The sequence below is a fragment of the Desulfobacter sp. genome (assembly GCA_028768525.1).
GTDB lineage: Bacteria > Desulfobacterota > Desulfobacteria > Desulfobacterales > Desulfobacteraceae > Desulfobacter.
Map to the genome: position 1 here is coordinate 2013426 of CP054837.1, position 20495 is coordinate 2033920.

Genomic DNA, 20495 nt, shown 5'->3' on the forward strand with positions numbered 1-20495 from the left:
ACCCGTTGCTTATTCTATGCCCACCACATCCTGGTATTCATCGGCCTTGAATTCGGTAAAGGGCGGGGGATCCCCGCTCCCCGGCCTGTAGTCAAATGCCTCCTGGGTGACCCGGGCCACGGTGACGAAGAGGTCTGATACCGGAATATCCGAAGGGCAGGCACGGGTACACTGCCCGCAGCCGACACAGGCATGGCTCATGTGGGCCAGGCGGGTGAGATGGTAGAAGAGGGTATCCGAAGGCAGCCGGATCTTCCCCCATTTATCTGCCCACTGGTGGTATTGCACCGGCTCATGGGAAAATACATCGGTGTTGAACACGCATTCCCGGCAGTAACAGACCGGGCAGACATTGCGGCAGTTGTAGCAGTTGATACAGGCGGAAAACCAGGCGTCCAGCTTTTCCAGGCTGTCCGTCTCACAGGAGACCTCTCCGGCCATGGCCTCAAATGCCGATTCCCGGGACTGCGCCAGGGCGGAGACCACTGCGTCACGGTTTTCCGGCACCGCCCCTTTTTCCAGTGAGAGCCGGTCCAGCAGATCTCTTCCCCTGTCGCTGCCGGCTTCCACAACAATCCCCTCATCTGGCGTGCTCCCGTAAAAGAGGAAATTTACATCGGCGTTCTCCGCCACCGGCGCCGTGCACAGGGTGCAGGCCCGGGAGAATGCCAGGTCCGCACGGGAAGGATCCGGATAGACCTGCCCTGCCCAGTGGTCCGGCTCCTCTTTATGGTCTTTCCCGTATTCCCTGCACGCCTCCCCGTCCATGGCCATGGGGCAGTCAATCCCCAGGATCACCAGTTCCTCCCGGGAGGCCTGGTTAAGCTTGGCCAACTCCGTAAATGCCCGGATCTCACAGGGCCGCAGCCATACCGCGGTCTTCCGGCCGGCGGGTTTAAAGGAAAGCCTGGCCGCCATCCGGGCGGTGTTCACCGGGAAGGCCGGCGTAAGGAGCGCCCCCCTTTCCAGTCCCTCCGGAGAGGTGACCAGGGAAGGCATAACCGACACCCCGTCGGCCTGGACCAGCGGCAGCAGCAGGCCGTCCATGCCCCCCTCTTTCATCATGGCGGCCATCATCCCTTTCAGGTCCGCCCCAATTCCCTGTCCCGAAGGCTGTATTCTAAATGATGTCATGGCTACCCCGCTTTATTTAAAGTTGACCGGGACCGGCAGGGTCCCATCTCCCGTACCTGTTCCGTAAACCGGGTCATTACATGGGCAAACTCAATCCCGTCGCTGGCCCCGATCCAGGTCAGGCGTATCCGCTCCCTGTCAATGCCGAACCGGGGCAGAATCTCCTTTAGCAGTTTCATCCGCCGCCTGGCCTTATAATTCCCGTTGATATAATGGCAGTCACCGGGATGGCAGCCCGAGACGACCACGGCATCAGCCCCTTCCAGGAAAGCTTTGATCACATACTGGGTATCCACCATTCCCGTGCACATCACCCTCACCAGGCGGACATTTTCAGGATAGGCCAGCCGGGAGGTCCCGGCCAGGTCCGCAGCCGTATAGGTGCACCAGTTGCAGACAAAGGCAATAATCACCGGTTCAAAATGTTCCATCGTTTCCTCCTTTGTTACGCTCACGGATTCAGACGATCAGTTCGGCAATCCCGACAACACCCCGCTGATCTCCGCAAACACCTGCTTTTTCATGAAATGGCGGCTGGAAGCGGCACCGGAGGGGCAGGCCCCGGAGCAACTCCCGCATCCCTTGCACAGGGCCGTATTCACCACGGCCACGTTCCTGCGGTAATCAAATTCAATGGCGGAATAGGGGCACAAGCCCACACAGGTCTTGCATCCGGCACAGACATCCGGATCTATATATGAGGTGGTGGGGGAGATCGCCACTTCACCCTTGGCCGCCAGGGCCAGGGCCTTGGCCGCCGCCCCCGAGGCCTGGGAAACCGTGTCCGGAATATCCATGGGCTTCTGGCAGCACCCGCTCAAAAACACCCCGTCGGAAGCGGTGTTCACCGGCCCCAGCTTGGGGTGCTCTTCCAGAAAAAACCCATCCGCCCCCTGGTTCACCCCCAGGATCCGTCCCACCTCCCCGGCATCTTCCCGGGCCTGGATAGCCGTGCACAGGATGACCATATCTACGGGCACCCGCACCAGCTTTGAAATCAGGGTGTCTTCAGCCATAGCCACCAGCTTCCCGTTTTCCCGGGTAATCCCTGCGACCTTGCCCCGGATAAAGGTTGTGCCCTCTTCCTGGCACCGCCTGTAAAACTCCTCGTACCCTTCTCCAAAACAGCGCATATCAATGTAAAAATCATAGACTTCGGTGTCATGGCCCACCTTTTCCTTGATAAGATGGGTGTACTTCAGCGCATACATGCAGCAGACCCGGGAGCAGTACTCATGGTGGTTCACATCCCTGGACCCGATGCAATGGACCAGGGCTACGGCCTTGGGCGGCTGTGAAAAGCCCCCCTCCCTGTCCCGCATAAGGATCTGCCCCCCTGTGGGGCCGGTGGCGTTGGAGAGGCGTTCGAATTCAAGGGCCGTAAACACATTGGGATACCGGCCGTATCCGTATTGGGGCATGACCGAGGGATCCAGGGTATCGTAACCCGTGGCAATGATGATGGACCCGACCTTGACGGACCTGTCTTCGGGCAGCATCCCGTGGTTTATGGCCTTGGCCTCGCAGGCATCCACACAGGCCATGCATTCGCAGCAGATCCCGCAGTTCAGGCATCTGTCCGCCTCGGCCAGGGCCTGGGATTCGGTGAACGCCCCCTCCACTTCGCAGAATGAATCCGTCCTGGTTTCAACCGATACCAGATCCGGACAGGCCCGGTCCAGCACCGGTGTTTCCCCTGGAATGGGCGGGTATTCGGCCCCCGGCTCATATCCCTGGCCCGATTCCTTTTCTTCCCCCATCTCCTCGGCCCTCTCCCCAGCCTTCAGTTTCAGCCAGGCGTCAATCTCCCCGGCGGCCGTCCGGCCCTGGGCAATGGCCTGGACCACGGTGGCCGGCCCAAGGACAAGGTCCCCCCCGGAAAATACCCCGGGCCGGGAGGTGGCAAGAGATCCCCCTGCCACGGCCACCCGGTTCCTTGAATCCGTGTCCACCCCGTCCAGGCCGCCGATGTCTGGATACTGCCCAATGGCCGAGATAAAGGTGTCGCAGTCCAGGGTAAACTCACTGTTGTCCAGAGGTATCGGCCGCCGCCTGCCTGATTCGTCCGGCGCCCCCAGTTCGTTACGGGTACAAACCAGGCGCACTGTCCGGCCGTCCTCCCCTTCCAGCCGCACCGGGTTGGCCAGACAGATCAGTTCAATCCCCTCTTCCAGGGCATGAAGGATCTCATCCCCATAGGCCGGCATCTCCCTGCGGCTCCTGCGGTAGACAATGGTCACCTCGCATCCCGGAATCCGCCGGGCGCACCGTGCGGCATCCAGGGCCACATTGCCTCCCCCGACCACCACCACCCGGCCCCGGCAGTCTGTCTTCCGGCCCAGGTTGACATCTTCCAGAAAGCCCAGGGCATCCGTTGCCCCGTCCAGCTCCTGGCCCGGGATATTCAAAGAGAGCGGCGCCTGGGCCCCCAGGGCCAGGAAAACGGCCTCCGCCCCTTCCTCCATGAGGCGGCTGATGCTGATGTCCTCTCCCAGCCGGGCATTGGGGACAAAATCAACCCCGTGTTCCAGTATATAACCGATCTCGGCATCCAGGATCTCTGGCGGCAGCCTGTAATCGGGAATCCCTGTCCTGAGCATGCCGCCGGGTTTGTCGTGGGCATCATAAAGAGACACCCCATAGCCCTTCAGGCGCAGGTAATAGGCCGCAGCCAGTCCGGCCGGTCCGGCCCCGATCACCGCCACCTTTTCTTTCCGTTCCTGGATTTCGGGCACGGCCAGGGGGCCGGCCATATCTGCGGCGAAGCGTTTGAGCTGCCGGATGGCCAGGGGCCGGTCCACCTCTTCCCTTCTGCAGACCCCCTCGCAGGGATGGGGGCAGACCCGTCCGAGAACGCCGGGCAGTGGCGCCTTTTCCATGATCAGGGAAACGGCCTTGTCATACCGCTTCTCCCTGATAAGCTGGATATATCCCTGGACATTGATCCCTGCCGGACATTTTCCCACGCAGGGGGCCCTGCCGGCCTTTTCAATATTATAGGTGATGGGAATGGCCTGGGGAAACGCCCTGCCGATGGCCTTCCGGTCAGCCAGCCCCAGGTCCCAGGAATTGGGAATGGTCACCGGGCAGACCTTGGCGCACTCCCCGCAGCCCGTGCACAGGTTCTCATCCACAAATCTCGGGGACCTGTGGATATCCAGGGTGAAGTTTCCCACAAATCCGGAGACATTGGAGACCTGTGAAAAGGAGAGCAGTTCGATATTGGGATTCTGGGCCACCTCCACCATTTTGGGGGTGCCGATACAGGCGGCGCAGTCCAAAGTGGGAAAGGTTTTGTCAAACTGGAGCATATGGCCGCCGATGGTGGTATCCTTCTCAATGAGGTAGACATGGTACCCGGCATTGCCCATGTCAATGGCCGCCTGCATCCCGGCAATACCCCCGCCGATAACGGCCATGGCCGGGTGGACCGGAGACATGCCCGCAATGAGGGGGGTGTGGAATTTCACCCGGTGGACAGCGGCCGTGACCAGGTATTTGGCCTTTTCCGTGGCCCGCTCACTGTCGCTGGTCACCCAGGAGACCTGTTCCCGCACAGATGCCATCTGGAAATAGTAGGGATTGAGTCCGGACCGGCGGCAGACATCCATGAAGGTATTGCCGTGAAGCCGGGGGGAGCAGGAGGCCACCACCACCCGGTTGAGCCGGAATTCATGGATATCCGATTCAATCATGGCCTGGCCCGGCTCAGAGCACATAAACTTATAGTCCCGGGCCGACACCACATGGTCCAGGGTCAGGGCGTAATCCCGAACTGCCGCCACATCCACCCGGCCGGCAATATTCACCCCGCAGTGGCAGATATACACACCGATGCGCAATCCCTCAGCCATGGTTCTCCTCCTTTAAGTTTCGGGTTTCAGGGCCTGGCCGGCACTGTTTCGGGGCTCCTCCAGGGCCGGAAGGGTGATGGTAAAACAGCTTCCCTTGCCCGGGATGCTTTCCACATCGATCCGGCCGTTGTGCCGCTCAATGATGCCGTAGGCCGTGGACAACCCCAGGCCCACCCCGTACCCTTCGGGTTTGGTGGTGAAAAACGGCTCAAATATATATGGCAGATCAGACGGCAGAATCCCCTTGCCGTCATCCCGGACTCGGATGGCCACCCATTTTCCGCCCTCTGCCGGTTCCGTTTCTATCCGAAGCTCGCCGGCGCTTTCACCGGCCTCGGGATCGGCTCCTCCCCCCCTGTCTATATTCCGCTCACAGGCCTGGATCGCCGCCCCGGCATTGAAGACCAGATTGATCAGGCACTGCTGAAGCTGGTTGAAATCCCCCAGCACCCGGGGCAGATCCGGGGCGGTTTTCTGCCTCACCTCAATATTGCCCATCTCCAGTTTATGGTGGCACAGCATGAGGCTGTACCGCACCAATTCGCTCACATCCACCGGCGCAAATTCGGGTTTGGCTTTTCTTGAAAATTTCAGCAGCCCCGACACCAGATCAGAGCACCGGCCGGTCTCCCGTTCCACAATTTCCAGATACTCCCTGAACCGGACAATATATTCCTGGGAGAGCGTCCCCTGGTCCGTGAGCCGGATCATCAGCCGGATATAGTTCAGGATTCCGGACAGGGGATTGTTGATTTCATGGACCATACTGGCGGCCAGGCGCCCCAGGGACATCATCTTCTCCCGGTGGAGGATCTTCTCATGGCCTTCCACGGTCTGCTCCAGTTCCCGGATCTTTCTTAAGTCCCGGATGAATAGAACCAGCCCCCGTGTCCGGTCCTCCTGAATGACCAGGGAGCCCGAAACCTGCACCGGTATCCGGTCCCGGTCCCGGCCCTTCATGAAGGTCTCATAAAGAAAAAGCCTGTCCTTTCCCCCGTACCCCTGGCGGACCAGGTTCTGCTTTAACGCCATGAAATCCCCGGGCCCGAAAAATTCATCCAGTTTTCTCACCTGGACCACCTCGTGCCTGGGCCATCCCAGCAGGGCCACCATGGCCTTGTTGTAGGTAATGACCCGGTCCGTTCCGTCGCAGCCCAGTATCCCGTCCATGGAGTTTTCAATGAGCCGGGCCTGGTAATTGATGTTCTGAATCAGTTCAGCAGAGGTTTCAAGGTTCTCCTTTTCCAGAAGCCGGGTATAGTCGGCAAGCGCTTTCCGGTCGCGGTAGCGCTTGACGGCCCGGTCCATGGCCAGGTGCAGGCGGGCATCATCCACAGGCTTGGTGATAAAATCCGAGGCATCCTGCTGCAGGGCGATGGTGGCCTTTTCAATGTCTGCAAATCCCGTGGTCACGATAACCTCGGTGTCGGGATGGGCGATCTTTGCCTTTTCAAGCACCTCAAGCCCGCTGATGCCGGGCATTTTAATGTCGGTAATAAGGATTTGGGGGGAATGGGCGGAAAGCAGTTCCAGGCCACAGGTGCCGTCGGGCGCGCAGATGACCTCATATCCGGCATCCCTGAGGCTCAAGCCAAGAACATCCCTGATGTCCGGCTCATCATCAATGAGCAGAACCTTCCAGTCGGGTCCGGGCGCGCTGCCCGACAAAACTTCCCTGGATCGGGGCTCGGTGGATCGGGGCATGGTCACCTCCTTGGCTACACCTAAATAGGAGCAAGCATTATGCCAGGGATATTTTTTTAGGGAAAAAGGGTCAGGCTCCCCGGAGGACGGGAAACACAAGCGAAAAAGCGTCTGAAAGGATCTTGGTAGGTTTGCAGAATTGCAACACAATAAATTTGCAATTCTGCATGGGGTCGATTCAACCGGCGGGTCAGCTGCGGCGGGCCACCTCTTCTGCCAGGGTCCGGAAGGCTTTGGTAACGGGAGAAGAAGGGTTTTCCACCTGGATGGAGCGGCCGGCATCGCCAAAGGCCACCAGGGAGGGATCCAGGGGGATCTTACCCAAGAAAGGGATTCCCTGTTCCCCGGCGGTGCGCTCTCCCCCGCCGGTGCCGAAAATATCCAGGACCTCCCCGCATTTGGGACAGGTATAGCCGCTCATGTTTTCCACCAGGCCGAAGATCTCCATATTAACCTGGCGGCAGAAACGGATGGACTTTCGCACATCGGCCAGGGCCACCTCCTGGGGGGTGGTCACGATGAGGGCTTTGGCATCCTTGATGAGCTGGGCCACGGTGAGGGGTTCGTCGCCGGTACCCGGAGGGGCGTCTATAATAAGGTAGTCCAAGGCACCCCATTCCACATCCCCCACAAACTGCCGGATGGCCGAATGCTTGGCCGGCCCCCGCCAGATGATGGCCGCGTCCTTATCCGGCATCAGCGATTCAATGGAAACCACGGAAAGAATGGGGGAATACTTGGCCGGAATGATTTTCTTGGCATCGTTGACATGGAGATCCCCCTTGATCCCCAGCATCCTGGGAATGTCGGGCCCGTGGATATCCACATCCATCAGCCCCACACGGTGCCCCATGGTGGCCAGGGCCGTGGCCAGGTTCACGGAAACGCTGGATTTCCCGACGCCGCCTTTACCGCTCATGATCATAAATTTATGGGTGATATGCCTTAAGGTTTCCTTGACTTCGGCATTGGGGTCTTCTGCCGGCATACTGTCCATGATACCTTTGGCTTTCTGTTTCTGTTTCATATTTATCTCCTTTAGACACAGGTCGCAAAAAATCGGCAGGAACGATGTTGGTTCCATTCCTGAAGAATTCGACAGCAAAGAGTATGCCAGAAGATAACGATGAGCCTGGGTCAACCTTTTCTTCTTTTATGGCGGCCGTCAATTTTAGGCAAAATAATGCCCAGCTTTTCAATTTTCCGGAATAGGGTGGTTTTGTGGATGCCAAGGTCCTTGGCCGCGGCCTGGCGGTCATAGTGGTTTTTCTGGAGCACGGCCAGAATCACCTCCATTTCTGCGGCTTTTAGGGGGTCCTTAGCCGCCAGGTGGTCCAGGGCTTTGGGTGAATGCCGGACCAGGTGGGGGGGCAGGTGGTCCGGGAGAATTTCCCCGTCCCCGCAGAGAACAAATGCGTGCTCAATGATATTCTCAAGTTCCCGGACATTGCCCGGGAAATCATGGGTCATCAGGACGGAAAGGGTTTCCTGGCTGATCCCGGACACGGCCTTTCCCCGGATCCGGTTGAGCTTGTGGATAAAATGCTCCGTGAGCAGGGGCAGGTCTTCCATGCGGTGGCGCAGGGGCGGCAGATGGATTTCCACCACATTGATCCGGTAAAAAAGGTCCTGCCTGAATTTTTCATCGGCAATGAGTTTTGACAGGTCCTTGTTGGTGGCGGCAATGATTCTGACATCGGATCTTTCCTTTTCAATACCGCCCAGGGGCTGGTATTCTGATGTTTCCAACACCTTCAGCAGCCGCACCTGAAAGGCCGGGCTGGTATCCCCGATCTCATCCAGTAGAATGGTGCCCCCGTCGGCCAGGGCAAAATACCCGGGCTTGTCCTTGACCGCATTGGTAAAGGCCCCTTCCTTGTATCCGAACAGCTCCGACTCCAGCAGGGTATCGGGCAGGGCCCCGCAGTTGATGGCCCAATAGGTGCCCGCCTTGCGGCGGCTCAGATTGTGGATGGCCCGGGCCAGAAGCCCCTTGCCCGTTCCGGTTTCCCCGTAGATCAGTACCGAGCTCTCACTCTGGGAAATCTGGGGCAGCATCTGGAAAATCTTAACCATGGCAGCACTATTGGCAATGATGTCATCCATGCTGTAGCCTTCATAAATCTGCTTTCGCAATTCCTCAATGTGGCTCAGGTCCCTGAAAATCTCCACCCCGCCCTGGATCCGGCCCGCCTTGTCCAAAAGCAGGGAAGTGGAAAGGCTTACCGGTATTTCCCTGTGGTCTGCACTGAGGATACAGGCTGACGGCAGATTATGGGGGGTGCCCTCCCGCATGGTTTTTTTCAGGGCGCAGTTTTCCCCGCACATATTGGAACGGAATATGGTGTGGCAGACCCGGCCCAGGGCCGTCTTTTTGGAAAAGCCCGTAATGGTCTCGGCCGCCCGGTTAAAGGTCATGATGCGGAATCTGTGGTCAACGGTAAACACCCCGTCGGAAATGCTGTCCAGAATATTCTCAAAGGCCTTGGGGTCCATGAACTCCAGTTTTATATAGGGCATAGGCACCTGCCGGTTGGTTAATATTTTTTATATATCCCACACCTTTGCACCCAAATCAAGGCGGGTGACGGTCTCACAGTTGCACCCATTCGGGTGCGACTGCGATACCGGGTCGCTTTTTTGCAATCTCTCTATTCCGCCTGCCGGTGTCCAGGCGGCCATATAAAATTGTTTTATATTAAGATTTCAACGCATTAAAAAATATTTCCAAAACATTTATACCATGGCACACCCCTTGCTCATAATGATTCCTCGAAAGCCGGGACGACCCGCTTTCATGATAACCAAATTAATACAATGATGTGGAGTACCATCAGAATGAAACGAGTAGTGTTCGTAAGCAGGGAAAAAGATCAATTTGCTGAACTTGAGTTGATGCTGGCCAGGAATGATATGCGCGTTGAGTGGAGCGGAACCGGAAAAGGCCTTTTATCCCTGCTTTCGAATACCCCTAAAGGAGAATGGATCAACCTTGTGGTTGTGGAAGAAACCCTGGCCGATACCGACGCGGTCGCCCTGATCAAGGAATTCATCCCCCAAAGCCCCATGACCAACAGTGTTGTGGCCGGTACCATGGATAAAAAAGCATTTCACGATACCTACGAAGGATACGGGGTGCTCCTGCAGATCGCCCCCAAACCCTCCACGGCAGATGCCGACACCCTGGAATCCACCCTGAAAAAAATCGGGGCAATCTAAGTATGGGGTCCATGCTGATGATATCTTTGCCAAGGAGAACTGCCCCATGATAATCAGTATTGCCTCCGGAAAAGGCGGCACCGGCAAAACCACGGTGGCCACCAACCTCTGCGCCAGCCTCGGAGGGACGCTTACCCTGCTTGACTGCGATGTGGAGGAGCCCAATGCCCACCTTTTCCTCAAGCCGTCCATCAACAGAACAGATCCGGTTAATGCACCGGTGCCCGAGGTGGATGAAAGCCGCTGCACCCATTGCAAAAAATGTATGGACATCTGCCGCTACGGGGCCATTGCCGTGGCCGGCAAAAAAGTGGTGACCTTTCCGGAACTCTGCCATTCCTGCGGGGGCTGCGCCATTGTCTGCCCGGAAAAATGCATAACAGAAGCGGACCGGTCCATCGGTGTCGTTGAAACCGGCACCCTGGCCACCCTGCCCGGCGTTAAATTCGGACGGGGCCTGCTGGACATCGGCCAGGTCATGGCTCCCCCGGTCATCAAACAGGTCCGGACCCATGAGGCCAAGGAAGGCCTGACCATTATCGACGCCCCGCCGGGCACCTCCTGTCCGGTGATCACCGCCATGAAAGGCACGGATTTTGTAGTTATGGTCACCGAGCCCACCCCCTTCGGCCTCCACGACCTCACCCTGGCCGTGGAAGCGGTGAAGGTACTGGGACTCCCCCACGGCCTGATCATCAACCGGGCCGGCATGGGCAATGACGAGGTAAAAGCATACGCCCAGAGGGAAAATATCCCCATCCTCATGGAGATCCCCTTTGACAAGCGCATTGCCATGGCCTACTCCCGGGGCGACCTGCTGGTCAAAACCCTGCCCGAATACAAGGACATATTCAAGGCCATATACACAAAAATCGAAAAGCTGGTGAATGACGGGAGGGCCGCATAATGAAAGAACTTGTGATTTTAAGCGGCAAAGGCGGCACCGGCAAAACCAGTATGACAGCGGCATTTGCAGCCCTGGCCCAAAACAACATGCTCTGCGACGCCGATGTGGACGCCGCCGACCTCCATCTGATCATGGCCCCGGATGTCCAGGAGACCCATGATTTTGTGGCGGGAAACGAAGCGGCCATCCGCCCCGACGACTGCGTGGGCTGCGGCCAGTGCATGGAACTGTGCCGGTTTGATGCGGTAAAACCCGAGGGAGACATCTTTACCATTGATCCCATTGACTGCGAAGGCTGCGGGGTCTGCGTTGACCTCTGCCCGGAACAGGCCATAGACTTCCCGGAAAAAACCTGCGGCCAGTGGTTTGCCTCCCAGACCCGCTTCGGCCAGATGATCCATGCCCGTTTAGGGATCGCTGAAGAAAACTCGGGCCGGCTGGTGGCCCTGGTCAGGGAAGAGGCCCGCAAACGGGTAATGGCACAGCGCCTTGACCTGCTCATCACCGACGGTCCTCCGGGCATCGGCTGCCCCGTCATCGCCTCCATCGGCCAGGCCAACGCGGTGCTCATCGTGGCCGAGCCCACGGTTTCCGGCATCCACGACATGGAGCGTGTGGCGGACCTTGCCGCCCACTTTAAGATCAAGGCCATGGCCTGTGTAAATAAATATGATTTAAACCCCGATCAGGCCCGGGCCATTGAAAAAATTGCCAAGGAGAAAAACCTGGACCTGGTCGGGAAAATCCCCTTTGATCCGGCATTTACGGAATCCATGATTCAAGGCAGGTCCATCGTGGAAACACATCCGGACTCCCCGGCCGGCCATGCTGTCAGGGAAATCTGGACAAAGGTTATGAACAATCCGGCCATGAAGCTGGACCGGATCTGCTGATATAAAGAAAGGAGTATAGTTTAATTATGGAAAACGGAAGAATTGCAGTCCCCTCAAACGGAGAAGGCGGACTTAAAGGCACCCGGGCCGGACACTTCGGCCACTGTGATGTATTTACCCTGGTGGATGTAAAAGACGGGGAAATCGAAAAGGTCTCCATCCTTCCCAACCAGGAGCATGTCCAGGGCGGCTGCATGGTTCCCGTCAACCTGCTGGCCGAAAACAGAGTCAACGCCCTCATCGTGGGCGGTATCGGCATGCGGCCCCTCATGGGCTTCCGCCAGGTGGGTATCGACGTATTCCACGACGACCAGCGCCCCGAAATCGAACCGGTTGTCATGGACCTGATTGCAGGCAACCTCCATGAAATCCGCAACGACCAGGTCTGCGGCGGCGGTGGCGGTCATTAATCCACAAATCATAGGATAAAAGCGATGAAAATAGCCATCACTGCACAGGGAACAGACCTGGACGCCCAGGTGGACCCCAGGTTCGGCAGGGCCGCCTACATCATCGTGGCGGACACCGACACCCTTGAGTTCGAAGTCATTGACAACGAAACCAACAAAAACGCCTTCAAAGGCGCCGGCATCCAGGCGGCCTCAAGCATTGCGGACAAAGGCGCTCAGGTGCTCCTCACCGGATTCTGCGGCCCCAATGCCTTCAAAACCCTGGACGCGGCCGGCGTAAAAGTGGCCAATGACGCCCAGGGCACTATCAGGGAGGCCATTGACGCCTTCAAGGCAGGCAAGTTCGAATATGCCGACGCGGCCAACACCGACGGCCACTGGTAGATATATGCAATAACCGATAGCGCTTTGTACTGGCGGCACCTTTTTACCCCTATCTTACCCCCGTCTCATTTAAAAGGTGTTGCCACTACAAAGCGCTATCTTTCTTTTCAGGAGACATCCCATGCCTCTTTATGATTTTAAATGCAAAGACTGCAATGAATCCTGCGAGATCCTGGTGATTTCCAGCGCCGGCGATGCACCGGTCTGCCCCGCCTGCGGAAGCGAAAACCTGGAAAAACTCATGGCGGCCCACTCCTCCATGTCCGGCAGTGCCAAACCCGCCTTTCCCGGCCCCGGAGATACGGGCTGCTGCGGCTCCTCCCCGGGCCAGAAGGAAGGCTGCGCCGGCCCTGGTTCCTGCTGCGGCAGAACCTTCTAGGATTCCTGCGCAATTGGGCCGGGTTGACACTGTTTCAGGCCCCGTGATAAAACAGGCGCACCATAAACCACGAAAGGAAACCACATGGAACTCACCGATATCTGCCCCCTGAGCACCTGGGAAGAGTTGGAAAACGCCATATTTAAAGAATTCAATTTCCAGGGATCCGTATTCAATCCCGACGGGATCCGGATCACCCAGGTAAAGAACTGGAGCAACCCGCTCTGCCCGGCCATCAAGTCCACGGAAAAAGGCCAGAGCTATATCTGCTCCGTGGCCCATATGAACATGAATGCCATTGCCAAAGCCACCGGGGCCACCGTGGTGGAGGAATGCGACGCCGGCTTTTCAAAAGTCGTTGTACCCATCATTGTCGATGGTGAATTCCTGGGCGTTGCCGGCGGCTGCGGGCTGGTCTCCGAAGCGGAAGGCGAAGCCGACACCTTTGCCGTCACCAAAATTACGGGCATGGACGAAGAAAAGGTGGACGCCCTGGCCAAGGACATCCCCGTGGTCTCCGAATCAAAAATGGAAGCGGCCATTAACTTCATTGAATCCGAGGTGGCCCGCCTCCTGGCAGAGCACCACGCCAGAAACCTTGCCAACTAAAAAAAGCGGCAAACCATCCCCCTTTGAAAAAAGGGTAAAACGCCGGATTACGGGCAGGCCCCACACCTTTTTCGCCGCCTGCCCCCCGGGCCTGGGCCGGTTGACCCAGAAGGAACTGGCCGCCCTTCCCGGCCGTTTGGCCCCCCTTGTGCCCAGGCCCCCCGAAATCAGGGAGATCACCCCCCTGGCCGGAGGCGTGGAATTCACCGCCCGCCTGGAAACGGCCTGCCTGGCCGCCCTCTTTCTGGGCACCCCGGTGCGTATTCTCATGCGCATGGCCAGCTTCAAGGCCGAGCGTTTCCCAGCGCTTGAAAAAGAACTGACTAAAATTGACTGGGAGCTGTTCCTGCCCACAAACTGTACCCCGGAAATCCGGGTCACCACCCGCAAATCCAGGCTCTACCATTCCGACGCCGTTGCCAACCGATGCCGCAGTGCCATCGCGGCCGGACTCAACGCCGCTGCGCCACCCGGGCAGCCCGGGCAACCCGCATCACGGTTTTCCGGCCAGACCCTGATGGTCCGGGCCGACCATGACCGGTTCGAACTCTCACTGGACCTGTCCGGCCCCCCATTATTCAAGCGGGGCATCAAGGAGAAGGTCGTCCAGGCCCCCCTGCGGGAAAACCTGGCCTTTGCCATTCTTACCCGGTTGGGCCTGTCCCCCGGGGACTCCCTGTTGGACCCCATGTGCGGCTCCGGCACCTTTTCCCTGGAAGCCGCCATGATCCAGGCCGCCCTGCCCCCTGGATTTTTCCGGTCTTTTGCCTTTGAGGCCTGGCCCGGATTTAAGGCCACCGCCTTTGCCCACGCCAAAAACAAAATCAGCCAAACCGCCTCACCGGCCGCATCCTCCACCATATTTGCATCGGACCTGGACCCTATTGCCGTGGAAAACCTCAAAACGGCCTGCGCCGCCCACCCGGCCTTTGCACGGATCTCTGCCAGGTGCTGTGATTTCTTCGACATCTCCCCCCCGGCAACCCGGCCCGGGGTCATCGTCCTGAACCCGCCCTACGGCCTGCGCCTGGGAAAGGGCATGGATATAGACCGGTTCTTCAAGGAAATCGGGAAGAAACTATCCAGGGACTTCAAAGGCTGGCGGGCCGGGATCATCTACCCTGAAACAAGGCTGCTCAAGGCCCTCAACCTCCCCCTGGACCCCATGCCCCTTTTTCACGGCGGGCTTGACCTTCACGCCGGACTGGGAACAATCCCATCCTGATGGACTGAAAAAACCAAAAGCAGGAGTATGCGGCCCGTTTCCTTCCGGACAGGCCGCATACCTTATAAAATCCGTATATCAGCCGTTACGGAGTGATTTACTCAATGCCGTACCCTTTGAGGATCGCCGCCAGTGTGCCGTCCGCCTTAATGGCTTCCAGCCCTTTGTTAAAGGCCTCAATGATCTCTTTGTGCCGGGGGTTGGCAAGGCCGCTTGTCACATGGAGCCCCTTGCTGGAAAGGGAGTTTTTCGTAAATTCTATTTTGTCCAGCATACCGGGGGCTTTTTTGGAAATCTTATTCTTTGCAACGATCTCATCTTCCAGGGTCAGGTCAATCCGCCCGCTGACCAGTTTTTTAATGCTTGTCACGAATTCGCTGACCGCTTCCCTCTTGAAGGCCGTTGACTTCATGAATGCGTCATCGTATCCGTATCCGAGCATGATGCCGACCTTTTTTCCGGCGAGGCTGTCAAGGCCGTTGTATTCAAACCCATCCCCCTTCTTTTTGATGAATTTGATTTGATTGAAGGCGTAAGGCGTGCTGTACATAAGGTAAGCCATACGCTTATCCGTTTTCCAGGTATTGGGGAGGATATCAATTTTACCGGTTTTCACCCCGTTCTCTGCCCGGGCCCAGGGGATGATCTTATGCTCCAATGTATATCCCTGGGTTTTAAAGGCTGCGGAGACCACCTCAATGCTGATGCCCATTTTGGGATGATCCGGGTCGACAAAAGGGGGCCAGGGATCCGAGGCTGCCGTGATCACCGTTGTTCCGGCAAAACAGACGGACAGGCTGAAAAACACGGCGATAACGGCAAGAATTGTTTTTTTCATCTCTTACTCCTTATACTTAGGGTTAATCTATGATGCCACCGCCTTTCACCGGGACTGAAGATAGGCTTTCATTCCCGGGAAAGCGGTTTCACCCGTTGGGCGGTATCAATTTCGCTGATGCGCAGGTTATTTATCTGTGGTAAAGGGTATGGCCGGTTAAAAATTAGTAACTATTAAATTATCACAGGTGCATTGGCCAGGCAAGGGCCAATTACAAGGGCCAATTGCGATGGTCAATTGCAAAGAACCGGGTTTACCCAGGCCTTTTTGGGCAGTTAGGTCCTAATGCAGGTTTGGCAGGTCAACCGTCAGGCGCATCATCTGTTCCCCGGCAGGTGCCATGACACCGGGACGGCTGCCGCCTTTTCACCTGCGGCACCCAGGACTGTAAACAAGGGGGGATCAAAAAACAGGTGCTATTTTTATCCTGGAATGATATTCTTTTTCAATCCTTGCCCATAACGTAATCACTCTAAAGGGCTTTTCTGGCGAGATGCCTTTAATACGAAAAGATTAATCAATTAGGAGGCCTGCGATGGGAATACGATTTAAATCAATCAAATCGGAACTTGTCATCATTTCGTCCGCTGCAATCGGAGTGCTTTTAATCGGGATCCTGGTCTTTTCCAGCATACGCCTCTCAAAGGATACCGAGGAACGGATCGAACAGGGCCTGCACGCCAGCCTTCAGCTTGCGGTCCAAAAAATCCAGGGCTTTTTTCAGACCCGGGGGAGAGTGGTCGAAACCTTTCTTGCCAATCCCCAGTTGACGGACTGGTTCAACAATTACACGGAGAGACAAAAGGACCTGTCCAATGACGCTGATTACAAAAAAATCACCCGAATGTTTGATACCCTTGTCAAAAGCGACGATCCCATAAAGGCCTCTTTTTTTGCAAGCGCCCACACAGGAGAGTACTTTGACAACAGCGGCAGGTATGAGAATCCAGATTATTATGCCACGAAGCGGCCATGGTGGGGGAAGGCGCTTAAGAAAGGCGGCCTTTTCGTAACAAAACCGGAAATTGATTATAATGACAAAACAGTTGTCTGTTCAATCAAACAAACCGTTTACAACGACCATAAAGAACTGATCGGGATTGCAGGTATCGATATCCTGCTGTCCACCCTGCAAGAGGATATCAAAGCAAAACTCAAATACCAGGGTCAGGGGGAGGCCTTTGTCATAAACCATGACGGTTCCATTATTTTCTTCCCTGCCAAGGACAGCCAGGCAAAGGATATAAAAACGCTGTCCGACGTGGATGCCGTCATAGAAAATTCAGGCGGCTTTGCCCGGCTTGCCAGTGAAATGGTCAGCAAAAAAAGTGGAATCCAGGATGTGAGATGGGGGGGGACAACCCATCTGGTAGGATTTGAGCCAATTATGCTTGAAACCCCCAACATAAAATGGATTGCGGGCATCATCATCCCGGAAACCATCAAAAGCGATCCTGTGAAAAAATCTGTACTCCATGCCAGTTATGGGGTACTGGGCATTTTAATCACCTTGATTTTAATCATTCTTTATGTGGCAAGAAGAATCTCACTTCCCTTGAACAGACTGGTGGATGCCATGGAGGATGTTGCCCAGGGTGAAGGTGACCTGACCTATCGTCTTGATGATAATAATTCTAATGAGATCGGACTGCTGGCCCGCTGGTTTAATGCATTTTTAGAAAAACTCCAGGGAATTATCAAAAGCATTGCCGGGAATTCTGAGAAACTGAGCAGTTCTTCCAAAGAGCTTTTAACCATTTCCAAGGAAATGGCCGGCGGCGCAGAACAAATGTCGCAAAAATTCAACACGGTTGCTGCAGCGGCAGATGAAATGAGTTCAAACATGACGGCTGTGGCCTCAGCCAGTGAGCAGTCGTCCAGCAATATCAACATGGTCTCTGCTGCTGCAGAAGAGATGACCGGGACCATCAACGAGATTGCCCAAAATACTGAAAAAACAAGGGCAACCGCCAGTGAGGCGGCCAAAAGGGCGCACCAGGCATCAGACAATATCAATAGCCTGAGCAGGGCGGCCCAGGAAATCGGTCAGGTGGTGGAAACCATCACCGATATTTCCGAGCAGACCAACCTGCTGGCATTGAACGCCACCATTGAAGCGGCAAGGGCCGGCGAGGCCGGAAAGGGGTTTGCCGTTGTTGCCAGTGAGATCAAGGATCTGGCAAATCAGACCGCAAAAGCCACGCTTGAAATCAAGGAAAATATCGACGGAATACAGAGTTCCACAAAATTGACCGTCTCTGAAATCGAGCAGGTAACCCAGGGAATCAGTGAAGCCAATGAGATGATCGATACGGTTGCCGCAGCCGTTGAAGAACAATCCATCACCACCAAAGAGATTGCAAGTAACGTGAATCAGGCCGCGCTGGGGATTCAGGATGTAACCCAAAGCGTCACCCAGAGTTCCACTGTGGCCAATGAAATTGCCAGGGATATCACCGAGGTGAACCAGGAAGCCCAAAAGATGTCGGAAAACAGCTCCAGGGTCAATGCAAATGCCGATGATCTCAAGACCCTGTCTGATGAACTCAACCGGACCGTTGACCAGTTTAAAGTATAACACGCGATGACCTGATAGATTCAGGCCACCAGGTTAAACGCTTTGTAACTCAGCCCCTGGCCCCACCATAATTGGGGCCGGGCACTTTACAATAACGAAAAATATGAAAAAGAAAAATGAATCGATTTATTATATTGATGATATCAGTAATGCTGTTAAGCGGCTGTGCCGCCGTTTCGACGAGTCCCCGGAGCGAACGGGATTATGATCCCCAAGCTGTTCTGGACAGACAATGGCAGTGGGAATCAACCATCACACCTGTGGAAAAGATTACCGCTGACAGGCCAGAACACTACACCCTCCTTTTGAAAACCGGCGGCAAGGCCCAGGTCCGATTTGACTGCAACAGGGGCGGCGGATCTTTTGAAATCTCCGCCGGGAAACTCTCCTTCGGCCCCCTGATCTCGACCCGGATGGCATGTCCTCCGGGCAGCCTGGACTTCAGGTTTGCCGCTGATTTACAGCGGGTGGCCTCATTCTTCACTCAGGATAACACCCTGTATCTGGAACTTCCCCATGACAGCGGCACCATGGCATTCGTCCCTTCAACGGATTGAAATGCCATTTAGCAGCTGATTCATCAGTCCCTGACCGCCCTTAAAAGGCTTGTGACCGCCCTTCCCTGGATCACCACGGCCCCGTCCTGATTCTCAATCCAGCTTTTAATGATGATCTCCTCCCTGTCCCGGTGGATTTCCTCAATCTCAAACCAGGCGCAGAGGGTGTCGCCGATAAAGACGGGGCGCAGGAATTCCAGGGTCTGGGATTTATAGATGGCACCCGTGCCTGGGATATGCATGCCCACCAGGGTGGAAAACAATGCAGCCGACAGCATGCCGTGGGCAATGCGCTGGCCGAAAAAGGTCTTTTCCGCAAAGGGCTTGTCCACGTGGAGCGGATTCATATCGCCGGTGATGGCAATGAAATGGGATAGATCCGCTTCGGTGACGGTTTTCCTTAAAAAGGCCTTCTGGCCCACGGCAAGGTCATCAAATCCGGTCAACCTATAGGTCATAAAGCCCCCTTTGCCTTATCCCGTGAATGAGGTGCAGGTTTCCAGTACATCCCGGACGGCGGCGTCCAGAAGCTCCCTGCCGATTTCCGCCGACGCCAGGGAGGAATCCGAGGCGATCCTGCCGTCCGGAAAATTGGTTTCAAAATCAAAGCAGTCCCTGAAGGTATTGTCCGGTGCGATTTTCGGATCCAGGTCGGCGGTTTTGACGGCCTCGGGATGGGCATAAAAACTCAGGGAGATTTCAGAGGGTGTGGCATGGTGGCCTTCGGCGCCCTTGAAATAGTTGTCCGAAATGGCCTGGACCCGCTTTCCTTCATACCAGTTGAGGATATCCAGGTGGATTTCGGCCGGTGTTCCAGCAAGGCTGTATTCCGCATAGATTTCCGAAAAGGCCGCCCTGATGGCATCCACATTTCCCCCGTGGCCGTTTAGAAAAAGGATGTGGGTAAAGCCGTGGCCGGCCAGGGAGGCCGCCAGATCTTTGACAAGGGCCATGAGGGTGGAGGGCCGAAGGGTAAGGCTGCCCGGAAACGCCAGGTGGTGCTGGGACATGCCAATGGGCAGGGTCGGGGCCACCATGGTGCCGGTCTCTTCCCCGATCCGGGCGGCAATGGTCTCCGGACAGATGAAATCCGTTCCCATATGTCCCATGGGGCCGTGCTGTTCCGTCGACCCCACCGGGATGATAATCTCTTTTCTATGGGCCAGATACTCTTTTACTTCACACCAGGTGGACAATTTAAGCTGCATGGTTTTTTCCTTATTTTTTATTAATATTGGTGCCATCAAGCCGGCCGGGAAATTCCGGCAGCCAGCCGGCGTCGATCACGCCCCATAGCCCGGCGAGGATAGCTTCTGCCGCATCATGGCGCAAAGAGGTGGGCCGCTTTGCCCCGGACCATTCAATCACATGTTTGGCCAGGATGCCGGCATTCCTTTTGGCCGATTTCCCGGTCTGCTGTTCCCTGTGGTAGAGAAAGGTACGCCGCCAGGTTTCGGCACTGATCTGGTGAAGGCGGATACCGCGCCGGTTGGCCTCCTTTATCCATATCTCGGCCAGGCGCCCCCCGCCTTCGATGACCAGGTCCGATATCCCGGGTGTTTCCTTGAATATGCCGTACACCGCCGGTTTCAGCCGCTTGACCGAAGCGTAGTTCTGGGAGCGGTACCAGATCAGCCGGCCGTCCCTGCCATAGAGGGCCAGTCCGGTCCTGAGTCCCAGGTCCACAGAAAGAAGGTAACTCAAAACAACACCCTAGGGGAAACATTGAACATGGTTGATCCTACCATTTCCCCTGTTAATTTCAAGGCAGGCGGTAATGAAAAAAGGGAAGGGAAAACCAGGT

Annotated in this window: 20 protein-coding genes; 10 read left to right on the top strand and 10 right to left on the bottom strand. The window is 56.3% G+C overall.

Going from position 1 to position 20495, the window contains the following annotated elements; genetic code table 11:
- Nucleotides 1–9 precede the first annotated feature (9 nt).
- The 6 genes from HUN04_09305 to HUN04_09330 form a co-directional block, all read right to left on the bottom strand.
- The gene (locus HUN04_09305) at nucleotides 10–1134 is read right to left on the bottom strand and encodes a 4Fe-4S dicluster domain-containing protein (GenBank protein WDP89893.1); all 1125 of its coding nucleotides are present in this window, start codon (nucleotides 1132–1134) and stop codon (nucleotides 10–12) included.
- 2 nt (nucleotides 1135–1136) lie between these two features.
- Nucleotides 1137–1565, bottom strand: coding sequence for a hydrogenase iron-sulfur subunit (locus HUN04_09310; protein WDP89894.1), 429 nt, complete (start codon nucleotides 1563–1565; stop codon nucleotides 1137–1139).
- Nucleotides 1566–1601: 36 nt separating this feature from the next.
- Nucleotides 1602–4988, bottom strand: a complete 3387-nt coding sequence (locus tag HUN04_09315; protein ID WDP89895.1) for an FAD-dependent oxidoreductase — start codon at nucleotides 4986–4988, stop codon at nucleotides 1602–1604.
- Nucleotides 4989–5000: 12 nt separating this feature from the next.
- Complete coding sequence (locus HUN04_09320) at nucleotides 5001–6692, bottom strand: response regulator (GenBank protein WDP89896.1); 1692 nt, start codon at nucleotides 6690–6692, stop codon at nucleotides 5001–5003.
- A 190-nt stretch (nucleotides 6693–6882) separates the two neighbouring features.
- Nucleotides 6883–7719: an Mrp/NBP35 family ATP-binding protein gene (locus HUN04_09325; GenBank protein ID WDP89897.1), complete on the bottom strand. Its 837-nt coding sequence runs from the start codon at nucleotides 7717–7719 to the stop codon at nucleotides 6883–6885.
- A 110-nt stretch (nucleotides 7720–7829) separates the two neighbouring features.
- On the bottom strand, nucleotides 7830–9212 hold the full coding sequence (locus HUN04_09330) for a sigma 54-interacting transcriptional regulator (protein WDP89898.1): 1383 nt from the start codon (nucleotides 9210–9212) through the stop codon (nucleotides 7830–7832).
- Nucleotides 9213–9530: 318 nt separating this feature from the next.
- Between HUN04_09330 and HUN04_09335 the strand changes: the two genes are divergently transcribed.
- The 8 genes from HUN04_09335 to HUN04_09370 all read left to right on the top strand — a co-directional run bounded on the left by HUN04_09335 (nucleotide 9531) and on the right by HUN04_09370 (nucleotide 14718).
- Complete coding sequence (locus HUN04_09335) at nucleotides 9531–9911, top strand: hypothetical protein (GenBank protein WDP89899.1); 381 nt, start codon at nucleotides 9531–9533, stop codon at nucleotides 9909–9911.
- Between the two features lie 46 nt (nucleotides 9912–9957).
- Nucleotides 9958–10818, top strand: a complete 861-nt coding sequence (locus tag HUN04_09340) for a P-loop NTPase (GenBank protein ID WDP89900.1) — start codon at nucleotides 9958–9960, stop codon at nucleotides 10816–10818.
- On the top strand, nucleotides 10818–11711 hold the full coding sequence (locus tag HUN04_09345; GenBank protein ID WDP89901.1) for a P-loop NTPase: 894 nt from the start codon (nucleotides 10818–10820) through the stop codon (nucleotides 11709–11711). Before HUN04_09340 ends, HUN04_09345 begins: the two co-directional genes overlap by 1 nt.
- Nucleotides 11712–11737: 26 nt before the next feature.
- Complete coding sequence (locus HUN04_09350) at nucleotides 11738–12121, top strand: NifB/NifX family molybdenum-iron cluster-binding protein (GenBank protein WDP89902.1); 384 nt, start codon at nucleotides 11738–11740, stop codon at nucleotides 12119–12121.
- A gap of 24 nt (nucleotides 12122–12145) precedes the next feature.
- The gene (locus HUN04_09355) at nucleotides 12146–12505 is read left to right on the top strand and encodes a NifB/NifX family molybdenum-iron cluster-binding protein (GenBank protein WDP89903.1); all 360 of its coding nucleotides are present in this window, start codon (nucleotides 12146–12148) and stop codon (nucleotides 12503–12505) included.
- A gap of 121 nt (nucleotides 12506–12626) precedes the next feature.
- The gene (locus tag HUN04_09360; protein WDP89904.1) at nucleotides 12627–12884 is read left to right on the top strand and encodes a zinc ribbon domain-containing protein; all 258 of its coding nucleotides are present in this window, start codon (nucleotides 12627–12629) and stop codon (nucleotides 12882–12884) included.
- An 84-nt stretch (nucleotides 12885–12968) separates the two neighbouring features.
- The gene (locus tag HUN04_09365; protein WDP89905.1) at nucleotides 12969–13493 is read left to right on the top strand and encodes a PocR ligand-binding domain-containing protein; all 525 of its coding nucleotides are present in this window, start codon (nucleotides 12969–12971) and stop codon (nucleotides 13491–13493) included.
- On the top strand, nucleotides 13483–14718 hold the full coding sequence (locus HUN04_09370; GenBank protein WDP89906.1) for an RNA methyltransferase: 1236 nt from the start codon (nucleotides 13483–13485) through the stop codon (nucleotides 14716–14718). The genes HUN04_09365 and HUN04_09370 overlap by 11 nt, the downstream gene beginning before the upstream one ends.
- A gap of 97 nt (nucleotides 14719–14815) precedes the next feature.
- Here the strand turns inward: HUN04_09370 and HUN04_09375 are convergent, their stop codons facing one another.
- Nucleotides 14816–15556, bottom strand: coding sequence for a transporter substrate-binding domain-containing protein (locus HUN04_09375; protein WDP89907.1), 741 nt, complete (start codon nucleotides 15554–15556; stop codon nucleotides 14816–14818).
- Nucleotides 15557–16091: 535 nt separating this feature from the next.
- Between HUN04_09375 and HUN04_09380 the strand changes: the two genes are divergently transcribed.
- Both HUN04_09380 and HUN04_09385 read left to right on the top strand, forming a co-directional pair.
- Nucleotides 16092–18134 (top strand): methyl-accepting chemotaxis protein, encoded by a 2043-nt coding sequence (locus HUN04_09380; GenBank protein WDP89908.1) that lies wholly within the window; start codon nucleotides 16092–16094, stop codon nucleotides 18132–18134.
- A gap of 149 nt (nucleotides 18135–18283) precedes the next feature.
- Nucleotides 18284–18691: an META domain-containing protein gene (locus HUN04_09385; protein ID WDP89909.1), complete on the top strand. Its 408-nt coding sequence runs from the start codon at nucleotides 18284–18286 to the stop codon at nucleotides 18689–18691.
- A gap of 23 nt (nucleotides 18692–18714) precedes the next feature.
- Here HUN04_09385 and HUN04_09390 read toward each other — a convergent pair whose 3' ends face one another.
- From HUN04_09390 to HUN04_09400, 3 genes are read right to left on the bottom strand one after another with little or no spacing between them, the layout of a single operon-like run.
- Complete coding sequence (locus HUN04_09390) at nucleotides 18715–19149, bottom strand: MaoC family dehydratase (GenBank protein ID WDP89910.1); 435 nt, start codon at nucleotides 19147–19149, stop codon at nucleotides 18715–18717.
- Nucleotides 19150–19164: 15 nt separating this feature from the next.
- Nucleotides 19165–19899, bottom strand: coding sequence for a creatininase family protein (locus HUN04_09395; protein WDP89911.1), 735 nt, complete (start codon nucleotides 19897–19899; stop codon nucleotides 19165–19167).
- Between the two features lie 10 nt (nucleotides 19900–19909).
- On the bottom strand, nucleotides 19910–20395 hold the full coding sequence (locus HUN04_09400; protein ID WDP89912.1) for a hypothetical protein: 486 nt from the start codon (nucleotides 20393–20395) through the stop codon (nucleotides 19910–19912).
- Between the last annotated feature and the right edge of the window lie 100 nt (nucleotides 20396–20495).